General features: G+C 67.5%; 15 protein-coding genes. 3 read left to right on the top strand and 12 right to left on the bottom strand.

The annotated features are described in order from the left end of the window. Positions 1 to 7: 7 nt before the first annotated feature. Positions 8 to 337, top strand: coding sequence for an Lrp/AsnC family transcriptional regulator (locus OG817_RS12795; RefSeq protein ID WP_406057422.1), 330 nt, complete (start codon positions 8 to 10; stop codon positions 335 to 337). Positions 338 to 702: 365 nt separating this feature from the next. On the opposite strand, the gene OG817_RS12790 is transcribed toward OG817_RS12795, so the two are convergent. The 8 genes from OG817_RS12790 to OG817_RS12755 form a co-directional block, all read right to left on the bottom strand. Next, complete coding sequence (locus OG817_RS12790) at positions 703 to 1344, bottom strand: TetR/AcrR family transcriptional regulator (RefSeq protein ID WP_406054372.1); 642 nt, start codon at positions 1342 to 1344, stop codon at positions 703 to 705. Positions 1345 to 1394: 50 nt separating this feature from the next. Next, on the bottom strand, positions 1395 to 2150 hold the full coding sequence (locus OG817_RS12785; protein WP_406054370.1) for an ABC transporter ATP-binding protein: 756 nt from the start codon (positions 2148 to 2150) through the stop codon (positions 1395 to 1397). Continuing rightward, positions 2147 to 4042, bottom strand: coding sequence for a dipeptide/oligopeptide/nickel ABC transporter permease/ATP-binding protein (locus OG817_RS12780; protein WP_406054367.1), 1896 nt, complete (start codon positions 4040 to 4042; stop codon positions 2147 to 2149). The genes OG817_RS12785 and OG817_RS12780 overlap by 4 nt, the downstream gene beginning before the upstream one ends. Beyond that, positions 4042 to 5049, bottom strand: coding sequence for an ABC transporter permease (locus tag OG817_RS12775; protein WP_406054365.1), 1008 nt, complete (start codon positions 5047 to 5049; stop codon positions 4042 to 4044). Before OG817_RS12775 ends, OG817_RS12780 begins: the two co-directional genes overlap by 1 nt. Before the next feature lie 17 nt (positions 5050 to 5066). Beyond that, complete coding sequence (locus tag OG817_RS12770) at positions 5067 to 6677, bottom strand: ABC transporter substrate-binding protein (protein ID WP_406054363.1); 1611 nt, start codon at positions 6675 to 6677, stop codon at positions 5067 to 5069. Next, positions 6674 to 7798: a threonine aldolase family protein gene (locus OG817_RS12765; RefSeq protein WP_406054361.1), complete on the bottom strand. Its 1125-nt coding sequence runs from the start codon at positions 7796 to 7798 to the stop codon at positions 6674 to 6676. Before OG817_RS12765 ends, OG817_RS12770 begins: the two co-directional genes overlap by 4 nt. Then, positions 7795 to 8436 (bottom strand): TetR/AcrR family transcriptional regulator, encoded by a 642-nt coding sequence (locus OG817_RS12760; RefSeq protein ID WP_406054359.1) that lies wholly within the window; start codon positions 8434 to 8436, stop codon positions 7795 to 7797. Before OG817_RS12760 ends, OG817_RS12765 begins: the two co-directional genes overlap by 4 nt. Before the next feature lie 79 nt (positions 8437 to 8515). Continuing rightward, the gene (locus OG817_RS12755; RefSeq protein ID WP_406054357.1) at positions 8516 to 8899 is read right to left on the bottom strand and encodes a cupin domain-containing protein; all 384 of its coding nucleotides are present in this window, start codon (positions 8897 to 8899) and stop codon (positions 8516 to 8518) included. Positions 8900 to 9026: 127 nt separating this feature from the next. On the opposite strand from OG817_RS12755, the gene OG817_RS12750 reads away from it, so the two are divergent. Together OG817_RS12750 and OG817_RS12745 are read left to right on the top strand one after the other, a co-directional pair. Then, complete coding sequence (locus tag OG817_RS12750) at positions 9027 to 10388, top strand: alpha/beta hydrolase-fold protein (protein WP_406054355.1); 1362 nt, start codon at positions 9027 to 9029, stop codon at positions 10386 to 10388. After that, a complete protein-coding gene (locus OG817_RS12745; RefSeq protein ID WP_406054353.1) occupies positions 10385 to 11800 on the top strand; it encodes a M20/M25/M40 family metallo-hydrolase in 1416 nt (471 codons plus the stop codon). The genes OG817_RS12750 and OG817_RS12745 overlap by 4 nt, the downstream gene beginning before the upstream one ends. Before the next feature lie 92 nt (positions 11801 to 11892). Here the strand turns inward: OG817_RS12745 and OG817_RS12740 are convergent, their stop codons facing one another. The 4 genes from OG817_RS12740 to OG817_RS12725 are packed head-to-tail and all read right to left on the bottom strand — an operon-like array spanning position 11893 to position 18157. After that, the gene (locus OG817_RS12740; protein WP_406054351.1) at positions 11893 to 13050 is read right to left on the bottom strand and encodes an acyl-CoA dehydrogenase family protein; all 1158 of its coding nucleotides are present in this window, start codon (positions 13048 to 13050) and stop codon (positions 11893 to 11895) included. 9 nt (positions 13051 to 13059) lie between these two features. Further along, the gene (locus tag OG817_RS12735; protein WP_406054349.1) at positions 13060 to 14481 is read right to left on the bottom strand and encodes an aldehyde dehydrogenase family protein; all 1422 of its coding nucleotides are present in this window, start codon (positions 14479 to 14481) and stop codon (positions 13060 to 13062) included. Then, positions 14478 to 16049 (bottom strand): thiamine pyrophosphate-binding protein, encoded by a 1572-nt coding sequence (locus OG817_RS12730; protein ID WP_406054347.1) that lies wholly within the window; start codon positions 16047 to 16049, stop codon positions 14478 to 14480. Before OG817_RS12730 ends, OG817_RS12735 begins: the two co-directional genes overlap by 4 nt. Further along, the gene (locus OG817_RS12725; RefSeq protein ID WP_406054345.1) at positions 16049 to 18157 is read right to left on the bottom strand and encodes an acetate--CoA ligase family protein; all 2109 of its coding nucleotides are present in this window, start codon (positions 18155 to 18157) and stop codon (positions 16049 to 16051) included. The genes OG817_RS12730 and OG817_RS12725 overlap by 1 nt, the downstream gene beginning before the upstream one ends. Between the last annotated feature and the right edge of the window lie 53 nt (positions 18158 to 18210).

Below are 18210 nucleotides of genomic sequence, written 5' to 3'. Positions count from 1 at the left end.
TGCGGCGTTGGATCTGGAGGCCGCGGGGCGCGCCGTCCAGGCCCTGATCTCGGTGCGGATCCGGCCGCCGGCGCGTCCCGTCATCGAAGAGTTCCGCGAGTGGGCGGCGCAACTGCCCGAGACCATCGGCCTCTTCGTGACGTCCGGCGCCTATGACTTCGTGATCCACATCGCCGTACCGGACGTCAACGGCGTCTACGCCTTCGTCATCGACCGTCTCACCGAACGCCGTGAGGTCGCCGACGTCCAGACGTCTATGGCCTACGAGCACGTCCGGTCCCACGACATCGAACCCGCCGGCGACGATCACCGGCGCAAGGCCTCCAGATCTCGATGACGCACCACCGGGGTTCTGATGCTCGTGCCGACGCCGCCGTCACAATGGCAGATCCGTCGGTGCGGCACCGGCCCACTGGCGTCCCGCCGCAAAGTTGTTTGGTGTCGCTCAGCAAGACGAGGTGCTTCTTCACGAGCGCGCGGACCCGGAAGACACCGGCCGGACCGTTGAGCGGTAAGCACTGCCCCGGCGCTCCTACCTGATGAACGCAGTCGCGTCGGAGACTCCGTTGCCCTTCTCCAGTCGCGAGACTGCGCGAGCAGTGCGGGCTGGGAAGGAGGACGGGCCGAGGGCAGCGCGTCGCCCCAGGCTACGTTTTCGGGTACCGAACAACGAACGACGGAGAAGTAGAGCCGACCAGCGGATCAGCGAGCGTCCCAGCCACTGGCGAGGAGAGACAGCGCGTAGTCGCAGGCGTCTGCCCACGCTTCCGGCGACACGAGAGCGGACTTCATCTCCGAAAGCCCGTCGAGCATGCCCATCCAGGCCACGCACAGCAGGTGCAGGTCGTTCCTGGACATCCCCGCCGCTTCGGCCCGCGGAAGCAGCGCACCGACCAGTTCCTCGGTCTGACGGACCTGCTGGTTGCGGCTCGCTCCGCGCAGAATCGGGTCGCTGTTGATCATCCGCATGATCTTGACCGACCGTTTGAACTCGGCCTTGGTCAGATCCCGCTGACTGTCGTTGATCCTCCGCAGCGCCTCGATCGGGCCCTCCGCGGCGGGCCGGGCAGCCAAGGCCGCCACGGTGCGGTCCATGCTGCCCTGGTACTGCAGGACGGCATCGACCAGGTCGGCGCGGCTCGGGAAGTAGTTGTAGACGGTGACCTCGGACAGGTCGGCGGTCTCGGCGATGCTGCGGACCGTCGCATTCGCCACGCCGTCCTTGGTGAAGTGCAGCCAGGCGGCGTTCAGGATCGTCTGCCGCGTCCGCAGCCGCTTGCGCTCCCGCAGGCCAAGCTTGGGCTCGCTCGGATCAGGCGCCGGCCTGGTTTCCGGCAGCACCATGCTTCCTCCTGCTGGTCAGAACGTGTAGTCGGCTAAGAGTATCTTTCTTTCTAAACGATTCCAGAGATCTGTGGTGTCTCGTCGAGTTCCAGCCGGGCCGCGTCCAGCAGTTTCCGGGTGTACGGATGCGACGGGGTGTTGACAATCTGTTCGCTCGGACCGGACTCGACGATCGATCCCTCGCTCATCACTGCGATCCGGTCGCTGACGTACCGCACGACGGCCATGTTGTGCGAGATGAACAGCATCCCGATCCCGAGCGTCGTCTGCAGGTTCCGGACCAGGTTCAGCACCGCTCCCTGCACCGACGCGTCCAGAGCCGACGTGATCTCGTCCGCGACGATCACCATCGGCTGCGCCACCAGTGCGCGGGCGATGCCCACCCGCTGGCGCTGCCCACCCGACAGCTGCGCCGGCAACAGGTCGTAGCGGCTCGGATCGATGGCGACCTGAGCCAGCGCCGCTTCGACGGCCGACCGACGCTCGCCGCGTCCCAACCTGGCCGGCAAGGCTTCGGCAATGCTCTTGCCGATGCTCATCCGCGGGTTGAGCGATGCGTAGGGGTCCTGAAAGACCATCTGCAGCCCAGGGTTCGCGCCGCGCCGCACCGGTTTCCCGGCAAGCCGGACAGTGCCCGAGCTGATCGGCTGGAGCCCGACCGCCGCCCGGGCCAGGGTCGACTTCCCGCACCCGGACTCCCCTACCAGACCGACGATCTGTCCGGACGGCACGACCAGGCTCAACGAGTCGACTACCTTGTGGTCGCCGTACGAGATCGTCACGTTGTCGAACTCGAGCTCGCTCATACCAGACTCTCCTGGGTCGTCGGCCGGACGCGATCGGCCGCCAAGTCCGGGTAGAAGCACGCCACCCGGTGCAGTTCGCCCGCGGGGACCAGTTCCGGCTCGCTCGCGCGGCACTTGTCAGTGGCGTAGTCGCACCGCGGGGCGAACGGACAACCCGGCCCTACCTCCGACGGGTCAGGGGCTCGCCCCGGTATGACAGTCAAGGGCAACGAGCGGTCCGTCTCCAGATCCGGTACGGCGGACAGCAGTGCCGCCGTGTACGGGTGCAGCGCCTTCGTCTCCAGCTCTGCCGCCGGAAGATCCTCGATGACCCGGCCGGCGTACATCACCAGAACTCGCCGGGTGGTCCGCTTGATCACCGCGATGTCGTGCGAGATCAGCAGCAGCGCCGCGTTGTCCCTCTCGCACAGGCGTTTCAGCAGCTTCAGTACCCGGCTCTGCGTGGTCACGTCCAGCGCTGTGGTCGGCTCGTCCGCGATGATCAGTCGTGGACTGCCCATCAGTCCCATCGCGATCATCGCCCGCTGCTGCATCCCGCCGGAGAATTCGAACGGGTAACGCTCGGCTTGAGCCTCCGGCTCGGGCAGGCCCACCTCCGTCAGCCGACTGACGGCTCGGTCGTGGGCCTCCTGACGGCTCATGCCGAGGTGACGCTGTACTCCGTCGGTCAGCTGGTGACCGATCCGGCGGATCGGGTTGAACGAGGTCATCGGGTTCTGGAAAACGACGGCCAGTGCGGTTCCGAGCAGGCGGTTCTTCTCGGCTTCCCCGACGGAGCGCAGTTCGTTGCCGTCGAACTCCAGCCGGGCCGCCGTCGCACGGCCTGGTGCTTCGATCAGCTCGGCGATACCGAGCGCCGTGAGCGACTTGCCGGAACCGGACTCTCCTACGACGCCGACCGAGTCTCCGGCCTCGATCTCCAGACTCACTCCGCGGACCGGGCTGAACGAGTTCTCTCCCGCGCCGAACGTCACCTCCAAGTGCTCAACGCACAGCACCTTCGGCGAGCCCGGGCGCAACCGTTGCTCACCGGCAGCCTCATTCTTCGGGTTCCGCGTGCTCGTGGCGGCCGCGCGTCCGCTGACCGAGTGGGCAGCTGCCTCACCGAGGAAGTTGAACCCCAGCCCCGCCAGGATGACCGCCGCGGCCGGCCCGAGCACGGCCATCGGGTTCACGTAGAACTGCGAGAAGCCGTCATTGAGCAGCCGGCCGTAGTCGTACTGCGGCGGCTGGATCCCGATGCCCAGGAACGAGAGACCACCGAACGCGAGCATCGCCGTACCGGCACACAACGTGGCATTCAGGATCAGCGCCTCCGCGACGTTCGGCAAGACGTGCCGGACCAGGATCCGGGGCCGGCTGACGCCGATCACCTTCGCCGCGTCGACGTAGCCGAGGCTCTCGACGGAAGCCGTCAGTGTCCAGGTCAGGCGCGCGAAGACCGGCGCCGTCGCGAGTGCCAGGGCCAGCACCGCACCGGTCGTGTTCACACCGAAGATCGCCGCGAAGAACAGGACCATCAGCAGACTCGGGAACGCGTTCGTCACGTTGATGAACACATCGACCGCTCGCCCGGCCACCGGCCCCAGGAGCACTCGTCCCGAGCCGACGACGACGCCGAGAGCGACACCGACGACTGTGGCCACCACAGCGAGCGCCAGCGACAGCCGGGTCGCGACCATCACCCGCGCGAAGATGTCCCGCCCGAGCGAGTCGGTCCCGAACCAGTGCCCGGCCGAGACCCCTTGGTTCAGGCTGTCGGTGTGGACGGTCGACGCCGCGTCCGCCCAGACCTGCGGGCCGATCACCGCGATGACGACCACGGCCGAGACGATCAGCAGGCCCAGTACGCCGACCGGACGACGTACAACCGCTCTCCACGGACTCGCCATCAGCCCTCAACCGTCCCACGTTTCAGGGCCGACCTCGGGTCGATGGCGGCCAGGATGATGTCGACCACGAGGTTGGTCACGATGACGCCGAAGCCGTAGACGATCAGGATCGCCTGAACCATCGGGTAGTCCTTCTGCCGGATCGAGGTCACCATGCTGGTTCCGAGCCCCGGCCAGGAGAAGACGTTCTCGACGAGGATCGTGCCGGCGATCAGTCCGGTCAGGATCAGCCCGGCCATCGTCAGTGTCGCGGTCATGGCGTTCGGCAGCGCTTCCCGGCAGTACAACCACCAGACCGGTAGCCGTTTCGACCGGGCTGTGCGGATGAAGTCCTGATCCAGCACCGCCAGCAACTCGACTCGTACGATCCGGGTCAGGATCGCTGCCGGAGTCACTGCCAGCGCGACGACGGGCAGCACGTACGACGAAAGTCCTGCGGCGCCCGCAATCGGGAGCCACTCCAGCTTGACCGCGAAGACGTAGACCAGGACCTGTGCCAGGATGAACGAAGGGATCGTCGCCAGCACGATGCTCCCGGTGGTGAACCCCAGCTCGAACTGTCGCCTTCGGCCACCACGAGTCAGTGCGCCGGCGACAACACCGAGCGGGACCGCGACCACAACGACCAGCGCGAACGCGAGCAGCGCCAGGTTCAGCGACGCGCCGAACTGATCCCGGACAGTGGTCGCGACGCTCTGCCCGGTAAAGATCGACTCCCCGAGCCTCCCCCGCGGCACGTCCCACAGGTATCGCACGTACTGCGTGAGAATCGGATCGTTCAATCCCAGCTCGGCCCGGCGCGCCTGGACCAGCTCCTCCGCGGCGTTCCTGCCGAGCGCGGCCCGCACCGGGTCGCCGGGGACCAGGTGGATCATCAGGAATCCTGCGGTCAGCAAGATCCACAAGGACCCGACCAGTCCCAGCGCCCGGTGTACGACGGCCCGCGCGGTACGGCGCATCAGTTCGGTGTTCGGTGCTCCGAGTACGGCGACATCGGTGCCGGCCACGATCGGACCCTCTTCCCTCAGTTGAGTCGCAGACTGGTCGGCACCGGTACCCGGAGGCTGTTCGCCTCCAGCGTTGCGCCCCTGCTGGTGAAGACCTTGATCGAGGCGTCCGCGATCGGGGTGAAGTCGGCACTCTTCAGGATCGCGTTCTCCGCCTGGACCCAACTCGCGCACGCGTCGTCGCCGAGCTGTGCCGTTGCTTCGGCCGCCCGGCTGTCGTAGGCCTTGTTCTTGACCGCGGCAAAGTTGTACCCGGCCGGAGGAAGGGCCCCGGAGATGTACTGCTGCAGGTTGGTCGGGAGTGGTACCGCGTACCCGCCGTACGTGGCGTCCCAGTCACCCGTCCCCTTGGTGAACAGGTCCTGCGCTTCCTGGGCGGTCGTGCGGTGCAGCTTCGCATCGACGCCGACGGCCTTCAGATATTTCTGGAACAGTTCCAGGACGTTGTCGTCGCTCTGGAAGAAGATGGTGAAGGTCAGTCGGCGGCCGTTCTTGACGCGTACGCCGTCGCTACCAGCCTTCCAGCCGGCCGCCTCCAGGGCGGCACCAGCCCCGGCCGGGTCGAACGACGGCAGCATCTCCTGAACCGAGGCACCCGCGCACGGCAGCGGTTTGCCTGCCCGGAGGCCCGTCGCGGGTGTCCCCTTGATCACCTGTGCGACTGCCTTCGCGTCGATCGCCTGGTAGATCGCGCGTCGTACTGCGACGTCCGAGCCCACGTGGTCGGCCCGCTCGTTGAAGCTCAGACCGACCTTCTGGTACGGGTGTTCGGTGTGCGTGACCTTCGCCGCCGTCAGGCGGTCCACGTCCGGTCCGTTGATCCGCCCACCGTTGAGCTGCCCCGCCAGGATCTGCGATGCCGCGGTCGTGAAGTTGGTGACCTCGGTGAGGACCAACTGCTGCGGGGTCCCCGGTACGTCGGTCGTCGCCCCATCGGGGCCCCAGGTGTACCCGGACCGGTTCTCGAGGGTGTACGACGTCTGGTTCGACGATTTCAGCACGTAAGGCCCGGTGCCCGCCGAGGTCGTTGCCATCGCCTTGCGGTTCTTCAGCCCGGCCGCACAGACGATCGGGATGTTACCGACGGTCTCGAGCGAGAAACCGAACGGTTGCTTGGTCGTCACGGTCACCGTGCCGGTGGTGTCGTCGCCGGCCACCTGGTACGGCACCGTGGCGTAGTACGGCGTGAGATTCTTCGGGTCGCCGACGAAGTTCAGCGCGTCGGCGACCTGGGTCGCCGTAAGCGCCGTGCCGTCGGAGCAGGTGACGCCCTTCTTGAGCACGAAGGTGGTCTTGGTCGTCCCGACCTGCCAGGTCTCGGCCAGGCCCGAGGCGAACTTCCCGTCGGCGGTCTGGTTCACCAGCGGGTCGTAGGCGAAGTACGCAAGGTAGGCCATCTCGCCGCTTCCCGCGTTGCTGGCGTAGGGGTCGAACGACGGAAGGTCGACCGGTACGGCGAAGGTGAAGGTGCCGCCCTTCTTCGGCCCGGCCGAGGCTTCGCCGCCACCGGTCGAGCAACCGGTCTGGGCGAGCATCGCCACAACGACGAGCGCCGCCGCCGTCCGGCCCCTGCGGGTGGGACGCCGAGCGGCGTGCACCATGCCCATAAAACCTGATGAAGTCATCATTGGTGATCCTTTGTCAAGGACGTCCCCACCGGGGACGAACTGTCGGCCCGAGCGATCAGTTGCGCCACGAACCCGGTGATCTCGGCGGTCGAGATCGAGTCCGCCGCGGCCGAGACGGAGATCTCGAAGCTGCTGCGGTCCGGGGTCGTGCCGGGGCGGAGGAAGCGGCAGAGTTCGATACCGGTCTCTGCGCTGAGTTCACGGTGGGCAGCGGCTGCCGCCTCGGCGCCCACCGGTAGTTCGACCATGAAGAACGGCGTCTGCGGCGGTGACGGGCGCGTGGACACACCGACGTCACGCAGCGCAGCCGCGATCTCGAGAGCACGCTCTCGATAGGCGGCCATCCGCGGCAGAACGTTGCCCACCGCATACATCCCGGCCACGGCCATCGGCCAGTTCCCGGCGGACTCCCCGCCGAGCCGGATCGCCCAACGAGATGCCTTGTCAATGAAATCCTGTGTGCCCAGCAGGACTGCGCCCCTGGGAACCTCCAAGGACTTGTACAGCGACACGTAGACGGAGTCGAACTCGGCGGCGATCTCCTCGAACGACACCTGGTAGAACGTCTGCGCCTCCCACACCCGCGCACCATCCAGGTGCACTCTGGCTCCTGCCATCCGCGCAGCAGCGATCTGCTCCGACAGTGCCTGCCGGCCAGGGAGCACACCGCCGATCTCTCGCTGAGGAAGCTCCCATAGCACCGTACTGACCGGTGTAGCCAGTCCCTCGATGTCAGCCCGATCGAACAGCCGGTCGGGATCTCCCAACGGCGCGAATGTCAGGTCGTGCACCAGGGAATAGCCGTCGAGCTCCCAGTAAACAAGGTGTGTGGACGGGTGAGCCGCGAACGTACGCACACCGCTGTCGTCAGCCGCAATCCGTAGCGCGATCTGTTGTGCCATCTTTCCGGTCGGCAGGATCAGAGCAGCTTCCTTGCCGAACATCTCGGCCATCTGCAACTGGAACTGCCACACCGGATTCTGCTCACCGAACGCTGGTGTTGCCTCAGGCATCCAGTCCAGCCACTGGGTCAGGGCGGTGTGCGGCCGGCGGTTCGGCGAGGCGCCGAGGTACAACGAGCGCTCAGCTGGGACCGTCGACTCGATCGGGACGAGGTTCACTTCACACCTCCCCAGCCGTTGGCCAGTACGACGAGCGCGCCGTCGGTGGCATCGGCCCAGGCCTTGGCGGACGCCAGCGCCGCCTCGTCCTCGGACAACGCGTCGATGATCCCAGCGAACGCGCAGCAGAACAGTTGCACATCCCGACGCGACATCCCGATCCGCTCGGCCCGGGGAAGCAGTGCGTCGACCAGTTGCTCGATGTAGCCACCGAGCTGCCGACGGTAGGCGCCCCGCATCACCGAGTCGTTGTTGATCATCCGAACAATCTTGACCTGGCGCCTGAACTCGGCCTCGGACAGCTCGGCTTGACCTTGATGAATGGCCCGCATCGCCTCGATCGGACCCTCCGAGGCCGGGCGCTCCCGGATCGCCGCCACCGCGCGCTCCATGTTCCCGCGACTGGACATCACTTCGTCGATCAGGCACTGGCGGCTTCGGAAGTGATGGTAGAGCGTCACCTCCGACACCTCGGCCACCTCGGCGATGCTCGCCACCGAGGTCTCGGCCACGCCGTCGCGGGTGAACAGCAACCAAGCCGCGTCCAGGATCAGCTGTCGCGTCCGCCGGACCTTGCGTTCCCTGCGGCTCTCCGCGGCGGGCTGCTCGGACGCAACGCCTTGGGCTGGCAGCACCATCGCAACTCCTCGGGACCCGTCCGGTGAACTTCAGGTTTCCATGACAATGAACTTGACTTAGTTTCTTGTCAACCCTTAACTAATTTTCGAAGGACACGAAGGTCTTCAACAACCGCTCAGGAACCTGCCACTCCCCCACCCAGCCGGACGGAGAGTAGACGCTGGCCCCAGGTCCAGCCTCGATCTGCTCACCGCCGCGCTCGCGCAGGATCATTGACCCCTCCAGCACCTGGAAGAACTCTGCGCGACCGACCATTTCCATCGGCATCCAGCCGGTCGTGGGCTCGCAGCGCCACACCCCGACCGCGACCCTGCCATCATCGCTCTGCGAGTGGATCGTCGTTCCACACTCGACCTCGTCCTGATCTGCACCCAGACCGGGGATCATCCGCACGATCTCCTCGCCACCTGCCGCCGCCCCGTCGAAGACGACGACCGCCGGCACCTCTGATTGATCAGCCATCCGTGACTCCCGCCCTTCATCTGCGGCGGGCCATCTTCGAACCCGCCGGCCCTTGTCGACCGTGCGGCAAAGTCTGTAGTGTTCTAAAAGATTTCACAAGACATAACCCTGCCGGAAGGTTGCCCCGATGACCATCTCCGTCCAACCGGACCTTCGAAGCCCGGCACTTCGGACCTTCGTCGCTGACAGTGCGGCAGATCAGGCCGCAGCCCTGCAACGACTTCGCGACGAGCTGTCCGCATCCGGTGGTCCGTTGATCGAGGAGGACGGTTCCGGCGCCACGTTGGTGACCTTCGTGTACATCGGACCGGCCGCCGAATCCGTGGCGGTCGACTCGCACGCCGTGATGTCCCGCGACACCGGTGACCGCGCCCTGATGACGCAGGTTCCCGGCACCGAGGTCTGGTACCAGAGCATCGTCACCGAGTACGACGAGCTAGAGGTCAGCTACCGGTTCCTCGTCGACAGCCGGACGGCGTTGTTCAACGTCGAGCAGATCGAATCGTCGACCAGAACTGCCGAGAGCCTCAACGCGTACGCGCTGGACCGTCAGCTGGCATTCCGCGACGACCCGTTCAACCAGGACCGGATGATGCTCGACGGCAAACAGCTGTTCGAGGAGAACCGCGCGGTTCTCGGGGACGCCACCGACCTGGTCCGCTGGGAGAACATCCTGACCCTGCCGAAGGGCCGCACCAACCAGGCCCTGATCGCGCGAGCGCGGACCCGCGAGACCACCTTGACCGAGCATCGGATCTGGTCGGAAACCTTCGGCGACGAACGGACCGTCTCGGTCCACGTCCCGAGCGACCAGTACGACGGCCCGTACTCGGTCTTCTTCCTGCTCGACGGCCCCGGCGGCATCGCCCTGGGGCTTCCCGCTCTGATGGACGAGCTGACCGAACGCGGCGAGATCCGCCCGACCGTCACGGTCTACGTGCACAACAAGGACTTCTGGTCCCGCTCGGTCGAGATGGTCTGCAATCCCCAACTCGTCGATCAGTACGCCGGCGAGCTGCTTCCCTGGGTGCGCGAGCACTACGACGTCAGCGAATCGGCAGCCGACGTAGCCGTGTCCGGCGGGAGCTACGGCGGGCTTGGGTCCTCGTGGCTGGCCTACAGCCGACCGGATCTGTTCGGAAACGTGTTGTCGATGTCCGGCTCGTACTGGTGGGGCATGAAGGGTGCTTGGGGCAACAATGACGCCGACTCCACCGTTTACGGCATCGAGGACGAGCCCGAGTGGCTCACCCGCCAGTTCGCCGCCGCGGAACGCTCCGCCGTGCGCTTCTACATCGCCGCCGGCAAGCTGGAGTCGCAGCACCTCGACGGCGGCATCTCGCTGCTCGCGGCCAACCGCCACCTGCGAACGGTGCTCCAGGCCAAGGGGTACGACGTCCACTTCGACGAGTACCACGGTGGTCATGACCGGGCGGGCTGGCGCGGTGCCCTGATCGCGGGCCTGCGGTACCTGCTGCCGGCCCGATGAGCGCCCGAGGGCAGGCACCGTTGGCCGATGTCCCGGCGGCCGTGGATCCCCTCCTGCCTGCCCTCGTGGCTGACCTTCTCGAATTGGCCGCGATACCGTCGATCGCCTTTCCGGGTCACCCGGCCGAGCCGATGGTGGAGGCCCACCGATGGATCGTCGACGCATTGGCCGCCGCCGGCGCGGATCAGGTTCAGGATCTCGAGGTCGGTGATGCGGCGCCGACGATCCTGGCAACCTTCCCAGGCTCTCGACCCGACGGACCGGTTGTGCTCCTCTACGCGCACTACGACGTTCAGCCACCGGGCGACGGCTGGGACACGCCGCCGTTCACGCCGACGCCGTACGAGAGTGAGCACGGTCCGGCGATCTGGGGACGAGGAGTCGCCGACGACAAAGTCAACGTGATCGCCCAACTGGGCGCGCTGCAGGTCTTCGACGGCCGGCCACCGGTGACGGTGAAGGTCCTGGTCGACTCCGGCGAGGAGTACGGCAACGAGCTCGAAGCGCTCGTGCTCGACCAACCGACACTCTTCGCGGCGGACGTGGTGGTGATCGCCGATCTCGGCAACCTTCGGCCGGGTACTCCGACGCTGACGACCGCGTTGCGCGGTTCCGCCGACCTTCTCGTCGAGGTCAGGACTCTCGCCGGGTCGTGCCATAGCGGTTCTTACGGCGGCGCGGCGCCAGATGCGCTGCTCACCCTGCTGCAGGCCCTGGCGAGCCTGCACACTCCGACAGGCGACGTGGCCGTGCAAGGTTTGCGGCGAGAGTCCTGGACCGATTCGGAACTGACCGAGGGCGAGTTCAGGAAGCTCGCCTCCGTCCACGACGACGTCCCGCTGCTCGGCACGGGTGGGTTGGGCGAGCGGCTCTGGTCCGGTCCGGCGATCACGGTGACGGCTCTGGACGCGCCGTCTGTCGCCGACGGCCCGGCCGCCGTCCAGCCGTACGCCCGAGCCCGGGTCAACATCAGGGTGCATCCGGCCCAGGACCCGTACGAGGCGCAGCAGTTGGTCGCCCAGCACCTGGAGAGGGCGATGCCGTTCGGGATCCCGCTGAAGGTCACCCGTGAGTACGCCGGCCCAGGCTTCGACGGGTCGACGGAGGGGCCGGCGTACGAGGCGGCGGTGTCAGCTCTCCGTGCTGCGTGGGAGACCGACACCGTGAGTCTGGTCGCCAACGGCGGCTCGGTGCCACTCGTCAACGCTCTCGCGGCCTCCGGCGCGGAGGTCCTGCTGTTCGGCGCCCAGGACAACGGTTCACGCCAGCACGCCGCGAACGAGCGCGTCGTCATCTCGGAGCTGAGGGCGACGGTCATCGCCCTCAGCACCTTGTTGACCGAGCTAGGGCATCGGTGCGATGGCAGCACCGGTGCCGTCGGCGACGACGCGCACCTCGCGCCACCGGCGTAGCGACGCAACGCCCTCTGGCAAGACCTCGATCACCGGGGCACCGCGCTCTCCCACGAGCATCTTCTGCTCTTCGGCGGTCAGGTGGAGGCCGGTCATGGCAGATTCCGGGAGATCACCAGCCTCATGATGTCCGAGGTGCCTTCCTCGATCTCCTCCAGCTTCGCGTCCCGCATCCACTGCTCAACCGGGTACTCCCGCGAGTAGCCCCACCCCCCCAGCGTCTGGACCGCGGCCCACGCACAGAACATCGCCGTCTCGGACGCCGTCAGCTTCGCGATCGCCGCGAGCCCGGTCGCCTCGGCGCCGGTGTCGATCACCCGCGCAGCGTGCAGGACGAGCAACCACGCGGCCTCGATCCGGGCAGCCATGTCGGCCAACCGGAAGGCGACGGCCTGGTGCTCGATGATCGGCTTGTCGAACTGGATCCGCTGCCGGGCGTAGTCCCGCGCGTACTCGTACGCCGCCTGCGCGGCGCCGACCGAGGCCGCGCCGAGCACGACCCTCGAGATGTCGAAGGTGCGCATCAACGCGCGGAACCCGTCGCCCTCCTCCCCCAGCCGGTGGGCGACCGGGACGAAGACGTCGTCGAAGTAGATCTCCCGGCAGACGATCGCGCGCTGTCCCATCTTGCGCATCGGCTCGCCGAAGGTCAGGCCGTCGCTGTCCGCCTCGACCAGGAAGGCCGTCACGCCGCGGGACCGCAGCGCCGGATCAGTTGTCGCGAAGACGACGTAGTACGCCGCCGCGCCCGCATTGGAGATCCACGCTTTCTGCCCGTTGAGCCGGTAGCCGCCGTCCACCTTGGTCGCGCTGGTCCTGATCGACGCGGCGTCCGAGCCGACGCCCGGCTCCGTCGTCGCCAGCGCGGTCATCGGCGCGTCCGGGCCGACCAGCGGGGTGAGCCAACGCGCGTGCTGGTCCGCCGTACCGAGTGCTAGCACCGGGTCGGCGAAGAAGCCGTTGGAGCACAGGAGATTCCCGATGCCCGGATCGCCGAAGCACAGTTCCCGTTGCACGAGGCACTGGGTGAAGACGTCGGTGAAGCCGCCACCGCCGACTTCGGCCGGCAGCATGAAGTCGGTGATGCCGACCTTCGCTGCCTTCTTCCAGACGTCGACCGGGGTCACCACGTCGGCCTCGTCGACGGCCCGGGCCCGCGGACGGATCTCGTCGCGGGCGAACTGGCGGCACAGCGCCACGATGTCGCGCTGTTCCTCGGTGAGCGGCCACGGCTCGGCTTGGACAGTCACAAGTACCCCTCAGATCTGAACGGACGTGAACTCGCAGAACTCGTGCACACCGTGCCGGCCGAGCTCACGCCCGACCCCGGAGCTCTTCCAGCCGCCGAACGGCGCAACCGGGTTGAACGCGGCACCGTTGAGGTCGACCTGCCCGGTCTGCATCCGGGCGGCGACCTGCAGCGCACGGCTCTGGTCGGTGGACCAGACCGCACCGGCGAGGCCGTAGTCGCTGTCGTTGGCCATCCGTACGGCGTCGTCATCGCCGTCGTGGGCCTGAACGACGAGCACCGGGCCGAAGACCTCTTCGCGGCTGATCTCGTCCGCCGTACTGACGTCGGCCAGGATCGTTGGCAGGAAGTAGTGGCCGGCGTCGAGGCCGGGCGGGCGCTCGCTGCCGCCTGCGACCAGTCTCACGCCGTCGGCGATCGCGCGAGCGACGTGCTCGGAGACCGTGGTTCTTTGGTCGGCGGAGACCAGGGGCCCGAGATCGGTTGCTTCGTCGGTGGGATCGCCGACGGCCAGAGTGTTTGCTCGATCGGCCGCTAGTTGCAGTGCTTCCTCGTAGTACTGGCGAGGGACGAGCAGTCGCGTCCAGGCGCTGCAAGTCTGACCGCTGTTGTAGCAGGCCGACTCGACCGTTGCTCTGACAGCCGATGGCAGGTCCGCGTCGTCCAGTACGACGCTCGCCGACTTGCCACCGAGCTCCAACGACATGCGCTGCAAGGCTTCGCCTGCCGTGCGGCCGACCTGCCGGCCGACCGCGGTGGACCCGGTGAATGACACTGTGGCGATGCCGCGATGACCCACCAGCGCGGCACCGACCTCGGTCCCCGAGCCTGGTACGAGGTTGAGCATTCCGGCGGGGAGACCGGCTGCCAGCACTGCATCGGCCAGAAGATAGGCCGACATCGGCGTCAGTTCGGCAGGTTTGGCGACGACGCTGCAGCCGGCCGCGAGAGCCGCGCCGACCTTCGCGATCAACTGGTAGAGCGGGTAGTTCCACGGCGTGATGCAGGCCGCGACACCTGCGGGTCGGGCCAGAACCAGGGACGATCCGGCCCGCTCAGGCTCGGCGAGTTCCTCGGCGATCGGGACGAAGCCGGCCAGGACATCCAAGGCCTGGTCGACATGAGCTTCCCGCGCCAGCCGGATGGGTGCACCGAGTTCGGCGACGATGCAGTTCGTCAGCTCGTCGCGGCGACCTTTGAGTTCGGTGTGCAAGGCCGTCAGCCCTTCGGCCCGCACACGCGGCGGCGTCGCTCGCCACTCGACCAACGCGTCCCCCGCGGCGCGGACCGCTGCGTCGACGTCGGCCCGGTCAGCTTTGGCCGCACACCCAACCGGCCAGCCGGTGGCGGGATTGACGACTTGGTGCGTACGCCGTACCGGCCGCCACGTGCCGCCGACGAGGATGTCGTCGCGATACCAGTCCGACGTCATCGAGCCACCTCCTCTGGCAGATGCACCAGCGTCGGCCGGTCAGCTTCGAGCGCCGTGTTCAACGTCTCCTCGAGTCCGCTGGAATCATCGACGCGGACCCCGTAGCAGCCCAGCGATCGAGCCAGCGCAGCGAAGTCCGGCGACGGCAAATCAACCGCCTGCACCGGATCGCCGCGATCGGCCATCTCGTTGCGGATCTCGCCGTAGCCACCGTTGTCCACCACAACCACCGGCAACGCCAGGCTCAACTGCGCCGCCGTAGCCAGCTCGGCAACACTGAACATGATCCCCCCATCCCCATGCACCACAACCACCGACTGTTGCGGCCGAGCCACCTTCGCCCCAATCGCCGCAGGAAGCCCGTAACCCAACGTGCCCAACCCAGTCGGAAAGAGAAACGCCCCCGGCCGATACGCAGGAACGTTGCCCAGAGCCCCGTAGTAGCAGGCCATCGTGCTGTCCCCCGCCAGAACCCCGTCCTCCCCCAACACCCGACCCAGCGCCGCCGTGAGCCCGGCATAAGCCGCGCCCTCGGCCTGCGCATTCTCCCCGAACAACCTACGCGCCCCGGCAGCACGGTCCTGCCCATCCGACAGTTCCGGCAACTGCTCCAGAAGCATCCGTACAGCGAGGTCGGCGTCGGCAACGATGTTCACGTCTGGGTTGGCGTTCGGCGTAACGGCGTCTATGTCGATGCGGATCAGCGTTCCAGGCCCGTCCAGCGGACCGGCCCAGAGATCCGAGGGAGCCAGTTCGGTGCCGATCGCCAGGACCAGGTCGCTGTCGCGTACGAGATTGCTTACGGCAACGTGGTGAAGGCCCGAGCCGACGGTGAGCGGGTGATCCCCGCGGACTACACCTTTGCCGTTGGCGGTGGTGACGACCGGAGCGCCGAGCCGCTCGGCCAGCGCCTGGACCTCGGCACCGCGACTACCACCGCCGGCCACGATCACCGGCCGCTCGGCGGATGTCAGCGCGGTGACCGCCCTCGCGACCTCGCTCGGCGCCGGTACGCGTGGGCCAAGCACGATCGGATCGACCAGGTCGACGGCGGCGACCTGATCCAGCAAGTCCAGCGGGATCTCCACGTGCACCGGGCGGGGCCTGCCGCTGGTCATCGCCGCAAACGCATTGGCTACGACGGCCGGAATCTCTTCGACAGAGCCCACTCGGTGGCTGTAGGAGACAATCGCGTTCATCGCCGCGGTCTGGTTCTTGACCTCGTGCAAGTAGCCGTTACCCGCCGCCGGGTGGTTCAGCGGCAGCCCTGGCGACACCAGCAGCACCGGAATCGAGTCCGAGTACGCCTGCGCCATCGCCGTCGCCGCGTTGAGTACCGCCGGCCCCGTCGTGGTCAGACAGACCCCCGGCCGCCCAGTCGTCCGCGCCCACCCGTCCGCGGCAAAGCCGGCGCCCTGCTCATGCCGCGTGACTACGTGGCGTACGCCGTACTTGGCCAGGGCCACATAGATCGGCAGATTGTGCGTCCCGGGAATGCCGAACACAACATTCACCCCGTGCGCATCGAGCGCTGCAACCACAGCCTCGCCACCGGTCAGCTTGCTCATCACTCGCACACCTCGCCGTCGACGAGCAGCGCATCCACGGCAACCGCGCCGTCGACCCCCACCCGCAGTGGATTGATCTCCAGCTCGACCACCGCACCGCCGTACCGAACAATCAGTTCGGACACAGCAACGATTGCCTTGGTCAACGATTCGATGTCCACCGCCGGCCGACCACGCCAGCCGTCCAGCAGCACGGCACAGCGGGTCGCCCGCACCATGGCAGACGCCAGCTCGAGATCGACCGGCGCACACTCGGTCACCGAGTCGACCCGCAGCTCCACTTCGGTGCCCCCGGCACCAACCATCACCATCGGCCCGAGCTCCAGATCCCACCGAGCCCCGACGATCACCTCGACGACATCCGGCCGAACATCCTGCTCTTCAACCACGAACACACCATCACCAAGCCGCTCACGCATCCCCCGAAACTCCCGCACCAGCGAGCGCCCGTCAGCAATCCCAACGCGCACTCCGCCGACCTCGCTCTTGTGCTCCACCCAGGCAGCCTTCAACACGTACGGAGCCCGCAGTCCCGCAGCCGCTTCAGCTAGCGCGACCTCGTCGACAACCTGCCGAGCCGCCATGAAGACCACACCTATGTCGCTCAGCAGCTCCCGCGCTCCCCAGTAGCCCGGGAGAAGTGGATCCCGGCTGTCGCCGGAGTCAGGTCGCGGAAACCGCGAGTCAGCTCCAGGTACGGCCCGCGCAGACCTCTCGGCCTTGCTCAGGGCAGCGGCTGCGGCCAATGCGCCTGCGGCCGACTCGATCGTCGCGAAGACGGGCACCCCGGACTGGCGGAGCACCTCCGCCGTAGCGGTGTCGGCGCCCATCGAGTGCGCGAGCATCGGGCGACCGGTCCGTCGTACGGCAGCTCCCAGTTCGCGAGCAACCCGCTGTTCCGAATCGGCCAGCGACGGGGTGTCGACGACGTACCTGCCGAAGTACCCCGACAGCAGGACGGCATCGACGTCACCCGATCCCAGAAGCGTCGACGCGACATCCGAGTACGTGTCCAGATTGCTCTCACCCCCGCCGGCCAGATCGACCGGATTCGCCGTCCCGGCTTCCGCGGGGAGCCCTTCCGCCAGGCCGGCCACCGCGCCGACGCTCAACTCCGGGACCTTCAGACCTGCCTGACTCAAGCAGTCGGCCGCGAGCGCACCCTGCCCTCCGCTGTCACTCAACACACCCACCCTCGGACCTGCCGGCAACCGACTCGTCAGCACGTACGCCGCCAGATCGACCAACTGCGACGGCGTACCAACCCGTACGGCGCCCGCCGCCCGGCAGGCCGCGTCAACCAGGTCGAGCGGCGACGAGAGAGCACCTGTGTGAGAGCGAGTCGCCCGGCGACCCGCCCGGCTCGCTCCAGCCGTCAGGAAGCAGACGAACTTCCCCGCCGCCCGCAGTACCCTCACCGCGTCGAAGATCCTCCGCCCGTCGGCGAAGCTCTCCAGGTAGACCGCGACAAAAAGCGTCCCCTCGTCGGCGACCAGGTCAGCCAGCAGCTCGGCAGTCGTCACGTCCAGCTGAGAGCCCACCGAGACGAACCGCGAGATCCCGATCCCGGCCCGCGCCGCGAGCTGCGTGATCTCGCTGCCGACCTGTCCACTCTGCGACACGATCGCCAGTGGCCCGGGTGTGAAGTTGCCCCAGGCAAGGTGCAGCTCGGCCGCGGCGTCGTACAGACCAAGACTCGCCGGCCCGATCAGCCGGGCACCGGTGGCGGTGATCCTGGCCGCGAGTTGCGGCGCCTCGGGGATTCCGGCGGTGATGACCAGGAAGCCTCGAACGCCCAGGACGAGCGCGTCGTCGACAATCTGCGGCACCTGCGCTGCGGGGACACAGAGCGCGACCAGTCCAGGAGCTTGCGGCAACTCCGCGAGTGAGCGCGCCGCGGTCACGCCGAACAGCTCGCCGCTGCCGCGGTTCACCAGCTGCACCGATCGTCGATGCCGACCAGCCAGAGCACCCCGCGCCAACCAGTAGCCCCACTTCGCCGGATCCTGAGACGCGCCGACCACCGCAACGGAGGCCGGATCGCGAAACACCTGCAGCCCGCCCGCCCCAGCAGGCGTTCCGGTTTCCGGCACGGCGGACGTGGTCATCGCGGCTTCTCCTCCGGGTTCCGACGCTTACTGACTGGCGATTCAGTTAATGA

Origin of the sequence: Kribbella sp. NBC_00889, assembly GCF_045207705.1 — a bacterium.
Lineage (GTDB): Bacteria > Actinomycetota > Actinomycetes > Propionibacteriales > Kribbellaceae > Kribbella.
The sequence above is the reverse complement of the archived record's forward strand: the minus strand, read 5'-3'. Positions and strand labels throughout refer to the sequence as shown.